The organism is Nitrosococcus oceani ATCC 19707 (assembly GCF_000012805.1).
GTDB lineage: Bacteria > Pseudomonadota > Gammaproteobacteria > Nitrosococcales > Nitrosococcaceae > Nitrosococcus > Nitrosococcus oceani.
The window spans coordinates 2,373,695-2,390,607 of sequence record NC_007484.1; the positions used below are offsets into that span (position 1 = coordinate 2,373,695).

A 16,913-nucleotide genomic window follows, 5' to 3' on the forward strand; every position below is an offset into this window, starting at 1 on the left:
CGAAACCTGAAATATTGCATATAGGCCATCCCGTTGCTTTTCATTGGTATACCTAATTACAGCGAAGGGCTTATTGTCGCTTGAGCCAAGAAATAAGAGCCTCTTTGTCTTCCTCGGGAAGTTCCGAACCATAGTAATGGCCTCGATTTTCAACAATATCATCGCAGAGAAGTACATTGGTCTCCGGGTCGCGGCTAAAGACAAAAGTCAATGGCGTGCCAGCCGGGAAAGGTCCAGCCGATACCGGCAAAACGTTGATTTTGGACACACGAAATGGTGAGAGCAGCTCACGCATTGCGACTTCATAGGCATCTGCTCGGTCCTTATAGACCTGGGAAGAGAAGGTCGCCCACAAATGGTCCGCCTCCCATTGGGAAGTGAGGGCGCGGCAGGCGTTGGTAGCGTTTGCTGGATCTTGAACAAGCGGATTTACCTCATTGTTGGAGAGAACATGTCTGGCCTTACCCTTAAGCGTGTGACAGGAGGCGCAGGATAGACCCAAGATCTTAAGCACCTTTCACAACTCTCTTCCCTGAAGTAAGATCTCTATCTCCTTAAATAAAGGTAGCATTTCCATTTTGCTTTTCAAGAAAAACTAAGAACTAACATTGGAGTTCTCCATGGATGGTGAACGACCCCCCAGCGAGCGTGCGAGAGCCAGGTTACTTGCGTTTTTCCATGAATTCGCGCTATGATTTTCCCGTTGCCAGTAGCGCGACCTACCCTCGGTAGGAGGGGAAGTGATGCGCGTGGAGGGTGATACCCAACCGAGGGCCTTGCGCGCTAAGTCGTGGCCAGCCCGAGGCACCCATTGAAGCGCGAACTCTCCAGGCTGATGAGGTTTTGTAGGAACAAAATCGACATCAGTCATGGCGAAACTCCAAAGGCCGATTTCCACAATAGGTACGTTATATAGATTTGGAATTCCGGAAGCGGCCGAAATTTATAGGATGTTTGATTCCCAATGAGAAACTTCTCCCTTCACATTTCTCATATTTGTCTCATTTTACTCATCTTACTTAGTCCGAGCAGCGTTATCGCTTCGCCGATCCCCATGATCATTTTTGGCGATAGCCTGTCTGACACCGGAAATATGTTTAGCCTGAGCGGTGGCGCGCTTCCACCCAGCCCTCCCTATGCGGAAAAATTTTCAAACGGCCTCAATTGGGTGGATCAAATTGCCGCTGACTATGGTCTCGGAGCGCCTAACAATGTCTATTCAAGCGGCGTACTGGCCGGAGAAATCGACAACTTCGCCATAGGCGGGGCCTATACGGGACCTTGGCCGTTTGATTTCTCTAGTCTGGGGACACTACCGAGTCGCAACAGTAATGACGGCCTTGTGGGCGCACCAATACTTCCTGGTTTACAAGGCGAGGTAGCGCTGCCGGGCGCCGCACTGTCCCAAGTCGAACTCTTTAGTCTAGTGAGCGGTGGCACGGCACCAAGCAATGCAAGGTATACGATTTGGGCAGGGGCAAACGACTTGATATTCGCTCCTGAGTTCAGCCCCGCTGGTACTTTGGCTTCCGCAGACGTGGCAGCATCCGGGGTGACCAATATTCGTATGACTATTGAGGATCTTGCGGCGATGGGGGCTGAAAAATTCCTTGTTCTAAACTTACCCGATCTCGGGAGTACCCCATTGGGGATTCTATCAGGACGGGAAGCCGAGCTGACTGCGGGGACGGAGCTCTTTAATATTGGGCTAGAGAGAATGATCACAGAGGTTTCCGCCACCCTTGGAATTGAGATCACGCTGCTCGATATCCACACGATATTTGATAACTTACTAGCGGCGGCCCTAGCAGATCCCGCAGCCACAGGCTTTCCCGACGTAGCGGCATTGACCTCATTGGGCGTCCCACCCGGCTTTGCATTTTGCATCGACCAGAGGGCATTGACCAATTTCTGTGCGCCTGGGTTTGAGCCGAATGATCGTATTTTCTGGGACCTGCTCCATCCGACCGCACGAACCTACAGTCTGATTGCTGATGCCGTGGTAAGAACCGAGATCCCCGAACCCACCACACTAGTACTGATTGGGCTCGGTCTAGCAGGATTAGGGTTCACAAGACAAGGCAGATTTAAACTCGGGCTTTGGGGTCTCGGTGGAATTCGAGCACAATCTCATTCAGAAACGAACGCCAAGCCGATCTTGCTATAGCTCGGCCAGTTTACCATTCCGGCAATACCAGCATCGGTCGCAGCGACTTGCTAACAACACCGCCTACTACCCGGCGGCAGTGATCCAACTACACGAGCGCCAACATTTGAACCAGAAAGCTTGAGCTCATGGTCGCCCTGAAGAAAGGTAGGCTAGAGCACGGCCCAAGTTAAGATAGTAGGAGAAGCGCGTCTGATAGAGAGCGCTCTTGGATCGGGGTGGCAATACAGCGGTCAAATGTATAAATTATCCAACAGGAGATAGGTCGGCGCTTCGTGGCCTTGCTTCCTGCTTGCGATGCGCTCATCCTAAGCGCCCGCTCCGCGCGGGGTGCCGCTTAACTTTGGCCCGATAGCTGCCTACTGCTGATCCATGGCGATGACAATAAACCCGGTTACTCCACGCTAAAGATTAGAAGATTTATGAACTTTACCGCTTATCCATGATCTAATTTTGAGTTAGCCAAAAATCTGAATATGGAGGGCGATTTTCTTATTTTTCAGTTGGATATTTCTTTAAACATCGAAAAAAATACTGAATGAAAAGCCGAAATAACATAATAATGGCGGGGCACCGCATACCCTATCCCCTACAAAAACCCATAGTCTTCTCACAGGCAGAGGAAAGCGGTTCTATTACTTATTACAATCTGGTGCTATCTCTCAAGAACACCTTAAGGCAATATAACGGATTAAATTCAAGAGACACGGGGGGGAAGGACAACCCTTGGCCATAAAGGCGCTTTGAGGGCATAGGCAGTATTCTATAAATTCAAGCCTCTATATTTTCATTGAGATCCCTTCGGGATCGTCACCAAAAACGGAATATATCCTAGCAGATGCCAGAGCGGCCCAAATTAATCCTACATTTCTAACTCCTAACGGTGAATGGAGAGTCCATGCCACTCCAAGGAGAAAAAATGTAACGATGGCGTGCCGCATCAACCCCACAACGGCAGAAATATCACTGCCTTCACGACGAAAGGCTGGCTATGGGGGGCAGAAGCCTCGGATCTCAATTTACTTAACCATACCATAGTAAATGGTTTTTAAAAAACATCGTATATTAGCAATACAGGAGAATAGGTCCATGGATTTTGAAATGAGACAAGAGGAGCTGAAAAGGCTTATTCTCAAAGGCAAGGCGCAAGGTTTGCTGACTGAGGAAGAGTTACAAGACTACATTATACAGGAAGTGGAGGACAGTGATGAGGCTGAAACCATGGCCCATCTCTTTCATCATCACCAGGGTCTCGATGAATTTAACGAAGCCCTAGATTCCACACTATTGCTTAAAAATAGCTCGGAGGAGGAAATAGCTGAAACACTTCCGACTTTAGAAGGAGAAAGCACGGGAGCAGTTAGTGATATGGTCTATGCCTACATGCGGGAGATGGGCGCCCATGCACTCCTTACCCGCGAGGAAGAAATCACCTTAGCCAAGGCGATTGAGACAGGATTAAGCCAAAGCACCGAAGCCTTAGGTAACTGTCCCGCAGCCGTGGCTGAGCTGGTACGTTGGGCCGAAGAAGTGGCCACAGGCAAGGGCCGTTTGAAAGACTGGCTAACTGGCTTTACTGAACCAGAAATAGAAGAAACTGAGATAAAGGACGGGAAAGAATCAAGTTTGGAAGCAACGAGCAAGCATCTATCCCGAGTCCGCACTCTTTATGGCAACCTAGAGGCAACTTTAGCCCAAGAAGGGGTAGCAAGCCCCCGAGCACGAGAGCTGCGAAGGAAACTTGCTCGGGAATTTCAGTTCCTGCGCCTAATTCCGTCCAGAATTAATCAGCTGACTCAATTGGTGCAAGGCTGGATAAGCAAAGCCCAAACCCAGGAACAAATCATAAGGTCCTGCTGTATCCATCAAGGTGAGATGTCCCAAGAGGACTTTTGGCACAATTTTTCCAGCGGTACCACTCATCCCCAGTGGTTGGATGACCTTCTAGCCCACAGTCGGATAGACCGGCAAGGGCTGCAGACCCAAGCCAAAACGCTTCGAGCAGCCCAAGCAGTACTGCTTCAGGTGGAAGTCGAGGCGGGACTCCCTCTGGACGAGCTCAAGGCAATTCACCAACGCCTGGTCCGAAGCCAATTTCAAGCGCAGCGGGCTAAAGCACAAATGGTGGAGGCCAATCTGCGCCTGGTGGTCTCGGTAGCGAAGAAGTATCGCAATCGGGGATTGACCTTTCTGGATTTGATCCAAGAGGGGAATATCGGCTTGATGAAAGCGGTGGACAAATTCGATTACCACCGGGGCTATAAATTCTCTACCTATGCCCATTGGTGGATCCGGCAGGCAATTACGCGAGCTATTGACGATCAGTCCCGAACTATCCGTATTCCGGTCCATGTGATGGAGAAACTCAGCAAACTCAACCGGGCCTCCTACCAGCTCCGACAGGAAAAAGGCCGCGAAGGCCGTCCTGAGGAATTGGCCGAACGTCTCGCCCTGTCCGAGCAACAGATTCATCGTATGCACGAGATCGCTAAACAACCCATCTCCTTGGAAACCCCCCTAGGTAAAGATGAGGACTCGCAATTAGGTGAACTCATGGAAGACGAGCAAGTCCCAAATCCCATGGAGGTTGCTATCACAGCCGGACTGCAGACCGGGGCCCAGCAGTTGCTCGCAGCACTTTCTCCCCGAGAGGCCCAGGTGGTTGCCATGCGCTTTGGGATCGGTATGGACACTGACCATACCTTGGGAGAAGTGGCCCAGCAATTTGATTTGAGCCGGGAACGAATCCGGCAAATCGAGGCTCAAGCCTTGGGTAAACTGCGTCGCTTGGGCCACTCCAAGGCCCTGCGCAACTTTCTCGAAGACTAGGCCACCATTTAAAAATGGCTATCCTCTATAGGAAAGGGTTTATAGGAACAAAAAAGCCTGCAAAGATTACCCCCAACCCTTCAGGCGCACCGGAACAAGGAATAAGTTCCGGGCGCCTCTTTATTTCGTTTGGTTTATCTACCGGTGCTCTCACCAACGGCGAAAGCAATAGCTTCGGGAATAAAATCGGAAAGCATGGCAACTAGCTGACCGGCTGAGCTTTTTAGTTGATTCAAAAGCATATCGAGGAGGTAGAAGAAAACTCCTCCTGCTCCGAGACATAAGGCTGCGGTTAAAGGTGATAGTTTACTAACCCCATCAGACACTAAGACCAGTGCCACAGCAGATATAAGCGCACCACCGCCGAAAGCAACCATAAACTGCCGAGATCTTTGCCTCAAAAATGCGGGATGCATAAAATCAAGGCGGGCAGGCCCAGCGAAAAGCGATAACAACATGATGTAGACGTATTCAGGCATATCTATTAGGTATAACGCCGCATTCAGCGGCTTGTCCGCCGCAACGCCTTGTTATAGTAGTTCGCATTAATAAGGTTACATGCTATGTTTACGGATGAGGTATTCAATAGACCTGAGAGAAGCCGTAATCTCGTACGTAAATAATGGCGGTAGCAAGAGCGACGCTGCTCGAATATTCAATATTTCGCGCCATACGCTGTATAGATGGCTTGGAATGGATGATTTGCGTCCTTAAAAGCCTGGTTTTCGCCGTAGGAAGATCGATAAAATGGCTCTCAAGGCACATGCTCAGCAATTCCCTGATCTGTATCTTCATGAACGGGCTGCTATCTTTGATGTTCACACCAGCTCAATGGGGCGGATGTTGAAGAAGTTGGGGATCGTAAAAAAAGAACGTCAGTATAAAGAGCGTTGCCTTATGAAAAGGCAAGAGTTTTGTAAGAAACTCAAAGCCGAGCATCGAATGTTTGGATTCAAGAACCTGATTGACGTTGATGAGACTGGCTTTGATGCCCCTACACCCAGGCCATCTAGCTGGGCGGTGAAGGGCTGTAGAATCTTTGGCGAAATCACAGGACAGCGCAAACGTAGAACAAATCTGCTCATGGCACAGCGCCACGGCGCAAAAGGCCGGGAGAAAGAATGGCTAGCGCCGATGCTGTTTAAAGGATCGTGCAATGCACAGCTTTTTGAAATGTGGGTTGAACAATGCCTAATGAAAGAACTGCATGAACCCACCATCGTGGTCATGGACAATTCCTCATTTCACAACCATAAACGCGTTCAAGATATTCTGGCCAAGGGCTATCTCACTATTTGATCCCGCTACCGCCCTACTCACCCGACTTAAATCCCATCGAAAGAACATTTGGCGCACTCAAAAAACGAAGGCAAGGTATCCCGCAAGACACAACAATCGATCAACTCATATTGTCCTATTATTAATGCGAACTACTATACTAGCCAGCGCTACGTGTATCTTGGAGTTCCGAGCAAGCTTGAGACCCTAACGCGATCCCCTAAGCTCGCCATTTCTGCGCTCTTTCGTGTGAGCTGTACATCCTGGGGCTCAAGAGATGGATCTAGAAAAATGCGATCCACAAGCATGTCAAAGTCGAAAGGAGCCCGAATTCTTTGCTCTGGCACAGTTACGCCAAACTCTTCAGCAAAGCTAAGTGAAATTCTGAGGCGAAACTCCCGCTTCGACGAGAATGCCATGTGCTTGTGCCAGAATTTTCCAATTGCATTGATGCGAAGTCTTTCATGAAGTAAGCCAACATACTTCACATTGCCGCCCCAAAACTCTTCGCCCTTATGCTGGGCTTCCAATCGGAAGGTTGCAGCTGATGCTGACAACCTCCCAAGGCTTGTACAGGCGCCTGCGTAGAGTTGCCACAGTGCATCGCTCTCATACGAAGAACGATGCCAGCAACTGATTTCTGTCAGTCGGCGAAGCTGCTCAAACACGCGCTCGCCAAGATCACCTTCCAAGCGAGTAGCGAGGGTCAATGGAGGCATCGGGAGGCAGTACAGCAGTTGCACCTTCGAACGGATCTTGAAACTGACGGGCAGCAACGAAGTAAAGCTCCCCTGTCTGTAGAAGATCTACGAATCGCTCTGTCTTTAAATAGCGCCACAGGTGCTCGTTTTCATCAATATCTTGATCGGTTGCGTTACGCAAGTCGGGCTCCTACTGGCTAACGCTAAAGCTGTGTGTGGGGCGCGCAGCGAAGCAAGCGTCCTACACGAGCGTCTTGTCAGCTGTGAGTAAACGAATTCGATTTATTTGACTCATGCACTTCGAAACAAAAGGCAATAGTCACTGAATTAGCCGAAGTAACAATCTCCAGTGTCCAATTATTTTCTGGCCACTCCCAAAAGCCATCCATATATCGTTCTGTACAGATACGGTCGATTACACTCACTAGCTTGCTTTCTTTGTTTTCAAGCTTAGCATTAACAATGTTAAATGAGTTTTTATATAGCTCTTTAGCTTTGCTTATAAAGTGCTCTGCACCAGAGTTCAGCGAGCAATAGCCGGGATAGCTAACCGCCTTATAAACGGTTCTTTTATTGATGCCTTTTCCTGGATTAAAAATTGGCGTTTGGTGTATAAAATAGATTTCCTTCAAATACACATTGCCGCCACGGGAACTAAGTTCAAGATTAAGCTGGATATCATATGTTCCATCTTCTATAGCACGAATATTAGCACCATGAAGGCTTGCTCTAAATGTTGGTTTCCTAAAATACTCTTTATGAGCAAGTATTCCCAAGTTGATAATTCCGAGCCCTAGCCCCCCAAAGGCTGCAATTGTGCGAGCCATTTCTAAATCCATATCTGTTCCTTTTTTACAACTTCGGGGAGTTGACTGCGCCGACGAAGGAGGCGTCCGAGTTGAGCACCGAGTTAGGTGCGTGATTTCCAATAACCCGGCCGCTGCCTAAGATGCATGACCGCGATGATCTCTATGCGCTCATTACTAACGCGGTATATGACACCATAGGGAAAGCGCAGTATCCGACACTTCCTTGCTTCCCCTTCGATGCGACGATAGATCAATGGATTTCTCCTTATTCGGGAAATCGTGTCGTTCAACGCTTCCAGAAAGCGTACCTCAAGATTAGACTGCTGCTCTTTATAAAATGCAGCCGCCTCATCGGCCTCTGCAAACGCTTCCGGATGAAACCAACAGGGTTTCATGAATATTTTTTCTGAAGCTGGACCAAGGCGTTTTCTGCTGATATGAGCTGTACTTTTCCTTCATCTATTTCACGACAGCGTTTCTGAATTTCCTTCATCCACTCATCTGAAATCAGAAAGTCCTCTTCATAATCTAGACTTTCCAACAGTAGCTCCGCTAGGGACGCTCTAGCGGTTGATGGGAGCTTGAGGGCTTTTTCGGCGATTTCTTCGATATCAGACTTCATAACAAAACCTCGCATAGTCAACTTATTACGTGTATCTCGGCCCTGCTGCTGCCGCACCTAACAATTTATTCTCAAGTAAATACGCCCTGATAAGTTGATATTACCCAATAAATTAGGGGTTTTTGCCAGGATAAGTTCCTATTTAGGTAAATTTGCCCTAATAACTTGATATTAATTTAAAAATAGGGCAAATACGCCTGCATATTTTTTAGAAATTATCATAAATGCTAGCTAAAAGATGTCAAGGGAAAACACCCCTACTTGGCTGGAAGAAGTTCGCCGGATTATGCGCTTAAAACATGACTCCCTTCATACGGAGAGAACTTACAGCAGATGGATTAAATAGTTTATTAGGTTTCATCGGCTGGCAGAGAAAGATGAGTTGTTTGTTGAAAGCCGAGGCAAAGGTTGAGTCTTTTTTAAGCGGGTTGGCAGTAGAGTGGAATGTAGCGGTTGCCACGCAAAACCAGGCGATGAACGACGATGATTTACAGCCATATTTTAAATTAGGGCGGCCATGGGGTGACAAGCCCATTGGAGAACTTGGAGGGGTAATCCCCCTCCCTCCCTTTCTCCTACCCCATAGCGACCACCTCACAAACCCTTCCTCTGCATCTCATTCCTCAATCATCGAACCTCTCTCCTCTAACTTTTATGCCTTCGGTTTCTAAGTTGACCCACCCTCATGATTAGCAAGGCCGTCAAGATCAACCATCCAACAGGATAGTGGATTAAACCCATAAAAAAGGCTCCCAACGTTAATACTAGTAAAACACTCAATAGCAAGAGATACCCATCCATATTTTCAACTCCTTGATAATTATAAATAAATTTTATATAATCGTATAAGCGCCATTGAACTCCGCCCTAAAAGGGTGTCTAATGACGTTTCCTATATTGTATGTATATAACCTATATTAAATCTCGGTAAGTTTCCTTTAATGAATAATCGGGATAACCTACATCGCTTCTTATTTGAAGAAGCTAAAATCAGGGGCGAACTGGTACAGCTCGACGCTAGCTGGCGGGCCGTGCTTGCCTGCCATGATTACCCCGCCGTTGTACAGTCCCAACTCGGTCAGGCGTTAGCGGCTACGATTTTGCTCTCGGCTACCATTAAATTTAAAGGCTCCCTCATCCTCCAGACGCAAAGTGAAGGCCCTCTGCAAACCCTAGTAGCACAAGCTACTCATCATAGAACTTTGCGTGGATTAGCCCGCTGGGATGGCGATGTTCCTCATGGATCACTATCGGAAACTTATGGTTCTGGCCGACTGGCACTTACTATCCAAACAGAAGGAAAAAACCCCTATCAAGGCATTGTTTCCCTAGAGGGTGTGAATTTGGCGGAAGCACTGCAAACTTATTTTTCCCGCTCGGAACAACTTCGAACTCGCCTTTGGCTGGTTGCGGATGAGCAGCAGGCAGTGGGATTGTTCCTCCAGGAACTCCCCTCTCAACAAGGGCACAAGACTGACTGGGAGCGTATCGCGCTGCTAGCAAGTACGGTCACGACACAAGAAATGCTATCGTTGCCCAGCACGGAGCTGCTCTACCGCCTATTCAATGAAGAGCAAGTTCGTTTGTTTGAGCCAGAGCCGGTCTCTTTTCGCTGTGGTTGTTCCCGGGGGCGGATCGAACAAACCCTAGCAGCTTTAGGACGAGAGGAGATGGAATCTATCTTGAAAGAACAAGGCATAATTGAAGTAGACTGTGAGTTTTGCAACCGCCATTATAATTTTGACCGAGTGGACATGGAGCAACTATTTACTGAACAAGTGAAAGCTCCAGTGACCTCTACACGACATTAAGCCATGGCGATATCACAACCGGCTTCCCTGCCTCCTTGCGAATCACAATCTGTTTCCAATTTAGCCCTTATTACCCTCGATCTAGATGAAACCGTCTGGCCTAGCAAAGCTGTATTGAGAAAAGCTGAAGAAACCCAATTTAAGTGGCTTCAACAGCAAGCCCCATACCTGACAGCCAAGCACGATCTGGAGAGCCTGCGGAGCCATAGACGATTTATTCGAGAACGGTATACCGAGATTGCGTACGATCTGACAGCCGTGCGCACCGCTTCCCTGCGCTTGCTGCTCGAGGAATTTGGCTATTCACCAGGCTTAGCGGAAGAGGCCATTGCTATTTTTCTCGAAGCCAGGAACTGGGTAACCCCCTACACGGATGTCCCGCCCGTCCTTGAAAAACTAGCCCGTACTTACCGCCTTGCCTCGCTCACGAATGGCAATGCCGATGTTCAATACACACCGTTAAAAGCTCATTTCCATTTTTCCCTGACCCCTGCTATAGCGGGGGCCGCCAAACCCGCGCCGGACATGTTTTATCGAGCGTTGGAACAGGCAGGTGCTGAGCCCCATCAGGCCGTCCATGTAGGCGATCATCCAGAATGCGACATTATTGCCGCCCAGCAAGTAGGCATGCGCGCAGTCTGGATTAACCGGCTAGAAACCCCCTGGCCAGCGGATTTGCCACCCCCAGAGGCCACCATCAAAAACTTTCACGAATTTGAACAGTGGCTTTTACAGGAAACTAAAACCCAGAAGCCATCCGCAAACTTGTTTTAATTTTAACCTCCAGGAGAGGCACTTTCCTCCCCTGGCTTCAGCCAAGAGGGGAAAGTGCAAAGAGACTATGAATAATACCGCCATCATCAATCCCAAAACACGTTCTTCAACCCATCCGGCATTTGACAGGATACGCAGTCAACCGATTGATTCTCTTAACCTTACTGTTGAGGAATACCGCCACCGAAAGACCGGCGCGAAACATTTCCATCTCGCCACGGATAACCCAGAAAATGTATTCTTGGTGGCTTTTCCCACAGTCCCCACGGATTCCACAGGGGTAGCTCATATTCTGGAGCATACTGTCCTGTGCGGGAGCAGAAATTATCCGGTGCGCGACCCTTTCTTTATGATGCTGCGGCGCTCCCTCAATACTTTCATGAATGCCTTTACCAGCGCCGACTGGACGGCCTATCCCTTTGCCAGCAAAAATAAAAAAGATTTCAGCAACCTTCTAAAAATCTACCTGGACGCCGCCTTTTTCGCCCGCCTCCATCCCCTAGACTTTGCCCAGGAGGGGCACCGGGTGGAGTTCGAAAACCCCACTGATCCCGAGACCGATTTAGTATTTAAAGGCGTGGTATTCAATGAAATGAAGGGGGCCATGAGTTCGCCGGTGGCGACCCTTTGGCAAACCCTCTCCAGTCATCTGTTCCCTACGACGACCTATCACTATAACAGTGGGGGCGATCCAGAACGCATTCCCGACCTCAGCCATGAACAACTCAAGAGTTTCTACCAAACCCATTACCATCCCTCCAATGCGGTGTTCATGACTTTTGGCGACATCCCAGCTCAGGAACACCACCAAGCGTTCGAATCCCAAGCTCTCTCCGAGTTTGATCGGCTTGAGATGAAGCTTAACGTGGGGGATGAAAAACGCTACTCCGCGCCGCTGCGAGTAGAAGAAAGCTATGCCCTGGAAACCGAGGACGCGGCCAATAAAACCCACATTGTACTGGGCTGGTTGCTCGGCCGAAGCACCGACCTAGAGGAGCAACTCAAGGCCCATCTGCTTTCCGGCGTATTACTGGATAATAGCGCCTCCCCCTTGCGCCATGCCCTGGAGACTTGCGGCCTGGGCGCCGCCCCTTCTCCCCTGTGCGGCCTGGAGGATAACAACCGTGAAATGAGTTTTATCTGCGGCCTTGAGGGGACTCAGCCGGAGCATGCCGAGGCGCTGGAACAACGGGTGCTAGAAGTCCTGCGAGAAGTGGCCGAACAAGGCGTTCCCCAGGAACAAGTTGAAGCCGTGCTGCACCAATTGGAACTGCATCAACGGGAGATCGGTGGCGATGGAATGCCCTATGGCCTTCAGCTGATACTCGAAGGGCTATCGAGCGCTATTCACAATGGCGACCCCGTAGCTCTACTCAATCTCGATCCGGTGCTGGAAAAACTGCGCCAGGAGATCAAAGACCCTGGTTTCATTAAGAGTTTGGTACAGGAGAATCTTCTTGGCAACCTTCACCGGGTACGCTTGACCCTCAAGCCTGATCCTAGCCTCGGCGCCCGCCGCGCTAAAGCGGAAAAAGCCCGCCTCGCGGCCTTGAAGGCAGCCATGGACGAGGAGCAAAAAGCAGCCGTGGTAAAACTGGCTGCCGAGCTTGCGGCCCGCCAACAACAGCCAGATGACCCGGATTTTCTGCCCAAGGTGGGGATCGAAGACATTCCCGCTACCCTTTCCATTCCCCAGGGTATTCCGGAAACGGCTGGTAACCTACCGGCCACCTTTTTTGCTCAGGGCACGAATGGCTTGGCATATCAACAGATCGTCATTGACATGCCCCACCTGGAAGATGAACTGCTGGAGGTATTACCCCATTATACCGCCTGTCTCACGGAATTGGGGGTCGGCAACCGGGATTACCGTCAAACCCAAGCTTGGCAAGATAGCATCAGTGGTGGCATCAACGCCAGCACCACCTTGCGGGGCCAAATAGACAATGTCCAACAGGTAAATGGCCATTTTGTCCTGTCCAGTAAAGCCCTCGCTGCTAACCATGCGCAACTCACCGAGCTCCTGCAAACCACACTGGGGGAGGTGCGATTTGATGAACTGGACCACCTCCGGGAAGTGATTGCCCAGCGCCGGGCCGAGTGGGAAGATCAGATCACCGGCAGTGGCCATGCCCTCGCCATGGCAGCGGCGGCCAGCGGGATGAGTCCAACCGCCGCCCTGACCCATCGCCTGACCGGGCTGGCGGGAATTTCCTTGCTGCAACAACTGGATGAAAGTCTCGACAGTAAAGCCGCCCGCCAAGCGCTAGCCGATAAATTCCGCCATATCCACGATCGCCTCCTCGCCGCTCCCCGTCAGTGGTTACTCATCGGCGAACAAGAATATCGCTCAGAATTTTTAGCGGCCTTGAGTCAGCGCGGATCTTCCAATTCAGAAACCGGAACGAAGTTTACCCCTTTGCGCCTGCCAGAAGTGCGCGCTTCCGTGGGCCAAGCCTGGACCACGAGCACGCAAGTTAATTTCTGTGCTAAGGCTTATCCTACCGTGCCTGTCGGCCATTCCGATGCGGCAGCCCTTACGGTACTGGGAGGATTCCTCCGCAATAACTACCTTCACCGGGCCATTCGCGAACAGGGTGGCGCCTATGGCGGCGGCGCCGGGCAAGATTCGGACAGCGCGGCTTTTCGATTCTTTTCCTATCGGGACCCACGTCTCGCCGAGACCTTGGAGGATTTTGACCGATCAGTACAATGGTTGCTGGAAAACGACCATGAATGGCGCCTTGTGGAAGAAGCGATTCTCGGAGTCATCAGCGCCATCGACAAACCCAAATCACCTTCTGGTGACGCCAAGAGCGCCTTCTATAACAGCCTTTACGGCCGCACCCCTGAGCAGCGCCGCCGCTTCCGGAGCCAAATACTGGAGGTGCGTCTTGAAGATCTTAAACGGGTTGCTGAAAACTACCTCAAGCCGGAGAATGCCAGCATTGCCGTGCTTACCAATGCTACCCAGCTTGAACAGCTGGCTGGGCTGGAGTTGGTCACCTATAAAGTATGACGAGAACTGCAACTGAGCGACCATGCAGGTAGGCTTTATTGGCTTGGGCGCCATGGGCCTTCCCATGGCCCGAAACCTGGCAGAAGGAGGCTTTCTTAAGGCTGTCTGGAACAGAACCCAGGCAACAGCAGAAACGCTGGCTCAAGAATTAAAGATAACCCATGCACGCGAACCGGCGGAATTGGCCGGGGCGGTGGAGGCAATATTCATGTGCGTCTCCACGGACAAAGACGTGCTCACCCTGCTGGAAGCCCTCCTCCCCGGTCTTGCCCCCGGCAAAATAATAGTAGATTTCTCCACGGTGAGCCGGGAAACCGCCCGCCGCGCCGCAACTATCGTCCGCAGCGAAGGCGCTGATTTTTTAGACTCTCCGGTCTCGGGCGGCGTGGAGGGCGCCCGCAACGGCACCTTGGCGATGATGGTGGGAGGCCGTGGAGCAACCTTGGCAAAAGTCCAGCTAGCGCTCAAAACCCTAGCTAGCCGCATCGTGCATATGGGCGAAGCCGGTACCGGCCAGGCCACCAAGGCGGTGAATCAGATCATGGCGGCGGGAATCAACGAGGCGGTCACCGAGGCTCTGGCCTTTGGCAAAGCCCAGGGTTTAGACATGGAAAAAGTGATTGATGTCGTCTCCAGCGGCGCCGCTGGCAACTGGTTTCTAGAAAAACGCGGCAAGACCATGACCCAGGGCATATTTACTCCTGGTTTTAAAATTTCCCTGCACCATAAGGATCTTCGCATTTGCCGGGCAATGGCGAAGCGGCTTGGCTTTCCCCTGCCCATTACCGAAATAACTCTTGCCGATTATCAGCGCCTGCTGGAAAAAGGATTGGGCGATGAAGACATCTCCGCTTTGTACCGTCTTAAGCGACCTGATTAAGCCCCAGGGGAAAATTTTTTGAAGCCTCTCCTGGGGGAGACCAACCGATGAGGCTAATTAGGAGGCATGTTGATCTCGTCCTCATGCTTATTCTGGGTTTAATCTTCCTCCTCTTTCCCACCCTGGACTTAACAGTCAGCGGCTGGTTCTATCAACCATCACTCGGCTTTTTCCTGGCGAAAGAAACACTATTCGTTTTTCTCTACGAACTTGTTCCCGCCATGGTCCACCTGCTTGAAATTGCCCTCCCCCTTATTATCTTGCTCAGCTTCAATCCATTGCAACGTTATCTCGTAGCTCATAGAAAACCCGCGGTCTATCTTGCCTTGGTACTGCTGCTTGGGCCTGGATTGCTGGTCAACGAGGTATTCAAAAACCACTGGGATCGGGCGCGCCCCAAGCAGATCGTCGAGTTTGGCGGGGATAAAATTTTTACCGCGGCAGGCGTACCAAGCGATCAATGTGAACGTAATTGCTCCTTCGTCTGCGGTCATGCCTCCATGGGTTTTTATTTCTTAAGCTTTGGCTATCTCTTTCCAAGGCAACGCCGGAGATGGCTGGGAATCGGGATCGGTTTGGGCGGTCTCATCGGGTTAGCGCGCATTGCCCAGGGCGCCCACTTTATGAGTGATGTGGTGTTCTCTTTCTTTGCCGTCTATTTCACCGCCAAACTGGTATATGCCTTGATTGAAAATAAAGAAAGAGGTATCCAGAGCTAAAGACAAAGGCGCCGCCTTTTGTTAAACTCCCATCCCCTTAAAGGCAGTATAAAAGCGCATGGCTGCCTTAAAAATTCTCTTGGGAAGGACAACAATCATCGTGGCTAAATTTCTTATCAGCACAGGCGCCTTCATCGCTGCCTTGGGTATCGCTTTCGGCGCTTTCGGCGCCCATGGACTGCGGGCCAAACTTGAGCCCCGCATGCTGGAAGTCTGGCAAACCGGTGTTGAATACCACATGTATCATGCTTTGGGCCTCATTTTAATTGGCATGATTTCCCATTGGCTAGGAAGCAGCGCCTTAATCAAATGGTCGGGAGGCTTGATGCTTGCGGGTATCCTCCTGTTCTCTGGCAGTCTCTATGTATTGGCGCTCACGGGAGCAGGCTGGCTAGGCGCTATTGCCCCTTTAGGGGGAAGCAGCTTTATTATTGCCTGGATATTGCTTGCGGTGGCCCTGTTGCGCACCAGTTAAGGTGCCAGGAGTCAACTAACCAGTATTAGCCATTCCCTTTTATCTCTATACCGAAACTCTTTTACGAATAGTCTCGTATTTATAATCTCTTGTTGAACTAGCTACGGAACAGCGCTGTCCGAAAGCACAGAAATACAGCAAGGAGGGATGCTTTTCATGTTTAAAATTCACCCAAAAATAGAAATACCGGCTGCCGAAGAGGCGCTGCCAGGCCGAGCGGAAAAAATGCCAGTCCCACAACAGCATTATGTCAATGGTCACCCCCTCACCCCCCCTTTCCCCGAGGGCATGGAACAAGCCCTCTTCGGGATGGGCTGCTTTTGGGGCGCGGAACGCAAATTCTGGCAAACGGAAGGCGTTTACACCAGCGCGGTAGGGTATGCGGGCGGCCATACGCCCAATCCTACTTATGAACAAGTCTGCACGGGCATGACCGGCCATACCGAGGCAGTGCGGGTGGTGTACGATCCCAAAATCATCAGTTATCCGTCTCTGCTCAAGATTTTTTGGGAGTCCCATGATCCGACCCAGGGCATGCGCCAGGGAAATGATGTGGGCACCCAATATCGCTCCGCCATCTATACTTATAACAACGCCCAAAAAACGGCGGCCGAAGCCTCAAGAAAAAACTACGAGAAAAATCTTCAGGAAGCAGGTTACGCCCCGATCACAACGGAAATTGGCCCAGCGCCGGAGTTTTACTACGCGGAATCCTATCATCAGCAGTATTTAGCCAAAAATCCAGGGGGATACTGCGGACTCGGCGGAACTGGAGTCGTCTGCCCAACCCAGATAGAGAGAAATTTAAGCGAATAAGCAAAGTAGCTCT

The 16,913-nt window shown here is 50.5% G+C and carries 20 protein-coding genes and 1 pseudogene; 14 read left to right on the forward strand and 7 right to left on the reverse strand.

Annotation, left to right across the window (positions count from 1 at the left end):
- Positions 1–70: 70 nt before the first annotated feature.
- Together NOC_RS11055 and NOC_RS16930 are read right to left on the reverse strand one after the other, a co-directional pair.
- Positions 71–514, reverse strand: coding sequence for a hypothetical protein (locus tag NOC_RS11055; RefSeq protein WP_002811192.1), 444 nt, complete (start codon positions 512–514; stop codon positions 71–73).
- Positions 515–595: 81 nt separating this feature from the next.
- Positions 596–871, reverse strand: coding sequence for a hypothetical protein (locus NOC_RS16930; protein WP_081430974.1), 276 nt, complete (start codon positions 869–871; stop codon positions 596–598).
- Between the two features lie 93 nt (positions 872–964).
- Here NOC_RS16930 and NOC_RS11060 point away from each other — a divergent pair, with 93 nt between their 5' ends.
- Together NOC_RS11060 and rpoD are read left to right on the forward strand one after the other, a co-directional pair.
- On the forward strand, positions 965–2,167 hold the full coding sequence (locus NOC_RS11060) for an SGNH/GDSL hydrolase family protein (protein ID WP_002810597.1): 1,203 nt from the start codon (positions 965–967) through the stop codon (positions 2,165–2,167).
- A gap of 1,041 nt (positions 2,168–3,208) precedes the next feature.
- The gene (gene rpoD, locus NOC_RS11065; RefSeq protein WP_002811299.1) at positions 3,209–4,996 is read left to right on the forward strand and encodes an RNA polymerase sigma factor RpoD; all 1,788 of its coding nucleotides are present in this window, start codon (positions 3,209–3,211) and stop codon (positions 4,994–4,996) included.
- Positions 4,997–5,130: 134 nt separating this feature from the next.
- On the opposite strand, the gene NOC_RS11070 is transcribed toward rpoD, so the two are convergent.
- Positions 5,131–5,475 carry a hypothetical protein gene (locus tag NOC_RS11070; RefSeq protein ID WP_011330849.1) on the reverse strand — a complete coding sequence of 115 codons (345 nt, stop codon included), beginning with the start codon at positions 5,473–5,475 and terminating at the stop codon, positions 5,131–5,133.
- A gap of 94 nt (positions 5,476–5,569) precedes the next feature.
- Between NOC_RS11070 and NOC_RS18655 the strand changes: the two are divergent.
- From NOC_RS18655 to NOC_RS18415, 3 genes and pseudogenes are all read left to right on the forward strand, one after another.
- Positions 5,570–5,902, forward strand: a pseudogene (locus NOC_RS18655) (IS630 transposase-related protein); the annotation flags it as partial.
- A 36-nt stretch (positions 5,903–5,938) separates the two neighbouring features.
- Positions 5,939–6,295: a transposase gene (locus tag NOC_RS18660; RefSeq protein WP_256998763.1), complete on the forward strand. Its 357-nt coding sequence runs from the start codon at positions 5,939–5,941 to the stop codon at positions 6,293–6,295.
- The gene (locus NOC_RS18415; protein WP_147094485.1) at positions 6,292–6,420 is read left to right on the forward strand and encodes a transposase; all 129 of its coding nucleotides are present in this window, start codon (positions 6,292–6,294) and stop codon (positions 6,418–6,420) included. Before NOC_RS18660 ends, NOC_RS18415 begins: the two co-directional genes overlap by 4 nt.
- A 24-nt stretch (positions 6,421–6,444) precedes the next feature.
- On the opposite strand, the gene NOC_RS17940 is transcribed toward NOC_RS18415, so the two are convergent.
- Complete coding sequence (locus NOC_RS17940; RefSeq protein WP_197538957.1) at positions 6,445–6,804, reverse strand: hypothetical protein; 360 nt, start codon at positions 6,802–6,804, stop codon at positions 6,445–6,447.
- Between the two features lie 93 nt (positions 6,805–6,897).
- Between NOC_RS17940 and NOC_RS17945 the strand changes: the two genes are divergently transcribed.
- Positions 6,898–7,176: a hypothetical protein gene (locus tag NOC_RS17945; protein WP_197538958.1), complete on the forward strand. Its 279-nt coding sequence runs from the start codon at positions 6,898–6,900 to the stop codon at positions 7,174–7,176.
- A gap of 56 nt (positions 7,177–7,232) precedes the next feature.
- Here NOC_RS17945 and NOC_RS11085 read toward each other — a convergent pair whose 3' ends face one another.
- The 3 genes from NOC_RS11085 to NOC_RS11095 form a co-directional block, all read right to left on the reverse strand.
- A complete protein-coding gene (locus NOC_RS11085) occupies positions 7,233–7,814 on the reverse strand; it encodes a hypothetical protein (protein ID WP_002810567.1) in 582 nt (193 codons plus the stop codon).
- Positions 7,815–7,885: 71 nt separating this feature from the next.
- On the reverse strand, positions 7,886–8,179 hold the full coding sequence (locus NOC_RS11090) for a type II toxin-antitoxin system RelE/ParE family toxin (RefSeq protein ID WP_002808648.1): 294 nt from the start codon (positions 8,177–8,179) through the stop codon (positions 7,886–7,888).
- Positions 8,176–8,406, reverse strand: a complete 231-nt coding sequence (locus tag NOC_RS11095; protein ID WP_036497583.1) for an addiction module protein — start codon at positions 8,404–8,406, stop codon at positions 8,176–8,178. The genes NOC_RS11090 and NOC_RS11095 overlap by 4 nt, the downstream gene beginning before the upstream one ends.
- Before the next feature lie 377 nt (positions 8,407–8,783).
- Between NOC_RS11095 and NOC_RS11100 the strand changes: the two genes are divergently transcribed.
- The 8 genes from NOC_RS11100 to msrA all read left to right on the forward strand — a co-directional run bounded on the left by NOC_RS11100 (position 8,784) and on the right by msrA (position 16,900).
- On the forward strand, positions 8,784–9,077 hold the full coding sequence (locus NOC_RS11100) for a hypothetical protein (protein WP_002809441.1): 294 nt from the start codon (positions 8,784–8,786) through the stop codon (positions 9,075–9,077).
- A 270-nt stretch (positions 9,078–9,347) separates the two neighbouring features.
- On the forward strand, positions 9,348–10,217 hold the full coding sequence (hslO, locus tag NOC_RS11105; protein ID WP_002811063.1) for an Hsp33 family molecular chaperone HslO: 870 nt from the start codon (positions 9,348–9,350) through the stop codon (positions 10,215–10,217).
- A 3-nt stretch (positions 10,218–10,220) separates the two neighbouring features.
- Entirely contained in the window at positions 10,221–10,991 is a 771-nt protein-coding gene (locus NOC_RS11110; RefSeq protein ID WP_002808882.1) for an HAD family hydrolase, read from the forward strand.
- A 67-nt stretch (positions 10,992–11,058) separates the two neighbouring features.
- Complete coding sequence (locus tag NOC_RS11115; protein ID WP_002811792.1) at positions 11,059–14,010, forward strand: insulinase family protein; 2,952 nt, start codon at positions 11,059–11,061, stop codon at positions 14,008–14,010.
- Between the two features lie 22 nt (positions 14,011–14,032).
- On the forward strand, positions 14,033–14,890 hold the full coding sequence (locus tag NOC_RS11120) for an NAD(P)-dependent oxidoreductase (protein WP_002810340.1): 858 nt from the start codon (positions 14,033–14,035) through the stop codon (positions 14,888–14,890).
- 47 nt (positions 14,891–14,937) lie between these two features.
- On the forward strand, positions 14,938–15,609 hold the full coding sequence (locus NOC_RS11125) for a phosphatase PAP2 family protein (protein WP_011330853.1): 672 nt from the start codon (positions 14,938–14,940) through the stop codon (positions 15,607–15,609).
- A 58-nt stretch (positions 15,610–15,667) separates the two neighbouring features.
- A complete protein-coding gene (locus NOC_RS11130; protein WP_002809289.1) occupies positions 15,668–16,084 on the forward strand; it encodes a DUF423 domain-containing protein in 417 nt (138 codons plus the stop codon).
- A gap of 156 nt (positions 16,085–16,240) precedes the next feature.
- A complete protein-coding gene (msrA, locus tag NOC_RS11135; protein WP_002808610.1) occupies positions 16,241–16,900 on the forward strand; it encodes a peptide-methionine (S)-S-oxide reductase MsrA in 660 nt (219 codons plus the stop codon).
- The last annotated feature ends 13 nt before the right edge of the window (positions 16,901–16,913 follow it).

Excerpts from the sequence above, each read along its gene's own strand:
- hslO (WP_002811063.1), top strand. The coding sequence starts at position 9,348 with ATGAATAATCGGGATAACCTACATCGCTTCTTATTTGAAGAAGCTAAA.
- NOC_RS11115 (WP_002811792.1), top strand. The coding sequence starts at position 11,059 with ATGAATAATACCGCCATCATCAATCCCAAAACACGTTCTTCAACCCAT.
- rpoD (WP_002811299.1), top strand. The coding sequence starts at position 3,209 with ATGGTTTTTAAAAAACATCGTATATTAGCAATACAGGAGAATAGGTCC.
- NOC_RS11125 (WP_011330853.1), top strand. The coding sequence starts at position 14,938 with ATGAGGCTAATTAGGAGGCATGTTGATCTCGTCCTCATGCTTATTCTG.
- NOC_RS16930 (WP_081430974.1), bottom strand. The coding sequence starts at position 871 with ATGACTGATGTCGATTTTGTTCCTACAAAACCTCATCAGCCTGGAGAG.
- NOC_RS11085 (WP_002810567.1), bottom strand. The coding sequence starts at position 7,814 with ATGGATTTAGAAATGGCTCGCACAATTGCAGCCTTTGGGGGGCTAGGG.
- NOC_RS11130 (WP_002809289.1), top strand. The coding sequence starts at position 15,668 with ATGGCTGCCTTAAAAATTCTCTTGGGAAGGACAACAATCATCGTGGCT.
- NOC_RS11070 (WP_011330849.1), bottom strand. The coding sequence starts at position 5,475 with ATGCCTGAATACGTCTACATCATGTTGTTATCGCTTTTCGCTGGGCCT.
- NOC_RS11120 (WP_002810340.1), top strand. The coding sequence starts at position 14,033 with ATGCAGGTAGGCTTTATTGGCTTGGGCGCCATGGGCCTTCCCATGGCC.
- NOC_RS11100 (WP_002809441.1), top strand. The coding sequence starts at position 8,784 with ATGAGTTGTTTGTTGAAAGCCGAGGCAAAGGTTGAGTCTTTTTTAAGC.
- NOC_RS11090 (WP_002808648.1), bottom strand. The coding sequence starts at position 8,179 with ATGAAACCCTGTTGGTTTCATCCGGAAGCGTTTGCAGAGGCCGATGAG.
- NOC_RS11110 (WP_002808882.1), top strand. The coding sequence starts at position 10,221 with ATGGCGATATCACAACCGGCTTCCCTGCCTCCTTGCGAATCACAATCT.
- NOC_RS18660 (WP_256998763.1), top strand. The coding sequence starts at position 5,939 with ATGTTTGGATTCAAGAACCTGATTGACGTTGATGAGACTGGCTTTGAT.
- NOC_RS11060 (WP_002810597.1), top strand. The coding sequence starts at position 965 with ATGAGAAACTTCTCCCTTCACATTTCTCATATTTGTCTCATTTTACTC.
- NOC_RS17945 (WP_197538958.1), top strand. The coding sequence starts at position 6,898 with ATGCCAGCAACTGATTTCTGTCAGTCGGCGAAGCTGCTCAAACACGCG.
- NOC_RS11095 (WP_036497583.1), bottom strand. The coding sequence starts at position 8,406 with ATGAAGTCTGATATCGAAGAAATCGCCGAAAAAGCCCTCAAGCTCCCA.
- msrA (WP_002808610.1), top strand. The coding sequence starts at position 16,241 with ATGTTTAAAATTCACCCAAAAATAGAAATACCGGCTGCCGAAGAGGCG.